Origin of the sequence: Falsiroseomonas oryziterrae (assembly GCF_021864505.1) — a bacterium.
Taxonomy (GTDB): domain Bacteria; phylum Pseudomonadota; class Alphaproteobacteria; order Acetobacterales; family Acetobacteraceae; genus Falsiroseomonas; species Falsiroseomonas oryziterrae.
Genome location: NZ_JAKJIB010000521.1, coordinates 1 through 1758 on the forward strand (window position 1 = coordinate 1; position 1758 = coordinate 1758).

A 1758-nucleotide genomic window follows, 5' to 3' on the forward strand; every position below is an offset into this window, starting at 1 on the left:
GACGGCGGTGCGGCAGGCGCTGGTGGCGGGCGGGCTCGAGGAGACGCGGGTGGATGTGCGGCCGCTCGGGCGGACGCCGGCGGGGCTCGATTGCGCGGATGTGCTGCCGCCCTCGGCGCGCGCGACGCCGGCGCAGGGGAGTGCACGATGACGCGGCCGACGCTGTTCCTGTGGCGGATGCTGGGGTTCCTCGGCGCGGTGGCGGTGCTGGTGGCGCTGCTGCGGGAGGAGATCCTGCAGGCCTTCGCGGCGAACCCGATGCTGAACGGCGTGATCGTGGTGGTGCTGCTGCTCGGCATCGCGTGGAACATCCGCCAGGTGCTGGCGCTGACGCGCGAGGTCGCGTGGATCGAGGCGTTCCGCACGCCGGGCGGCACGACGGATGCCGAGCCGAAGCTGCTCGCGCCGATGGCGTCGATGCTGGCGAGCCGGCGGTCGGAGCGGCTGTCGCTGTCCGCCATGGCGATGCGGAGCGTGCTGGATGGGATCAGCTCGCGGCTCGACGAGACGCGGGAGATCTCGCGCTATGCGACGGGGCTGCTGATCTTCCTCGGGCTGCTCGGGACCTTCTGGGGACTGCTGCTGACGATCGGCAGCGTCAGCCAGGTGATCAACGACATGAGCGTCGGCACCGGCGACATCAACGCGCTGTTCAACCAGCTGAAGTCGGGGCTGGCGGAGCCGCTGCGCGGCATGGCGATCGCGTTCTCGTCGTCGATGCTCGGCCTCGCGGGCGCGCTGGTGCTGGGGTTCCTGGATCTCCAGGCGGGGCAGGCACAGAACCGCTTCTACACCGAGCTCGAGGACTGGCTGGCGGCGGCGACGCGGCTGTCGAGCGGGGCGCTCGGCGGCGAGGGCGAGGGCTCGATGCCGGCCTATGTGCAGGCGCTGCTCGAGCAGTCGGCGGAGAACATGGAGGAGCTGCAGCGCACCATCGCGCGCGGCGAGGAAAGCCGCGGCTCGAGCACCCAGGCGATGATGCAGCTGACGGAGCGGCTGGCGGTGCTGGCGGAGCAGATGCGCGCGAGCCAGGTGCTGATGAGCCGCATGGCGGAAGCGCAGGCGCAGCTGCATCCGGTGCTGAGCCGCCTGGCCGACGCGGCGGGGCATGGCGCGCTGGACGAGGCGAGCCGGGCGCATCTGCGCAACCTCGAGCTCTACATGGCGCGGATGCTGGAGGAGGTCTCGCAGGGCCGGATGCAGGCGACGGCCGAGATCCGCAACGAGATCAAGGTGCTCGCGCGGACCATCGCGGCGCTGGCGGACGAGCCGCGTCCGTGAGCACGACGTCGGACCTGGCGCGCCGCGACACCCCCACCCCGACCCTCCCCCGCAAGCGGGAGAGGGAGAGGGACTAGCGCATGGCCATCGGCCGGAAACGCCGGGAGCGCGGCGGGATCGAGGCCTGGCCGGGCTACGTGGACGCGCTGTCCACGCTGCTCATGGTGCTCATCTTCGTGCTGCTCGTCTTCGTGCTCGGGCAGGGCTTCCTCAGCGTCGCGCTGTCCTCGCGCGACCGGGCGCTCGATCGGCTGAACCGGCAGGTGGCGGAGCTCGGCGAGCTGCTGGCGCTGGAACGCGGCCAGGCGGAGGAGCTGCGCGGCGCGCTCGGGCGCACGGCGGAGGAGCTGCGCGCGGCGACGGGCGCGCGCGACGCGGCGCAGCGCGCGCTGTCCCTGCTGCGGGAGGAGCGCGACCGGCTCTGGGCCGAACGCGACGCGACACGCGGCCAGCGCGACTCGCTGGCACCCAGATCCG

The 1758-nt window shown here is 72.9% G+C and carries 1 protein-coding gene and 1 pseudogene; both read left to right on the plus strand.

The annotated features are described in order from the left end of the window. Positions 1–147 precede the first annotated feature (147 nt). Complete coding sequence (locus tag L2I40_RS22710; RefSeq protein ID WP_237217629.1) at positions 148–1281, plus strand: flagellar motor protein MotA; 1134 nt, start codon at positions 148–150, stop codon at positions 1279–1281. A gap of 80 nt (positions 1282–1361) precedes the next feature. Beyond that, positions 1362–1758, plus strand: a pseudogene (locus L2I40_RS22715) (peptidoglycan -binding protein); the annotation flags it as partial.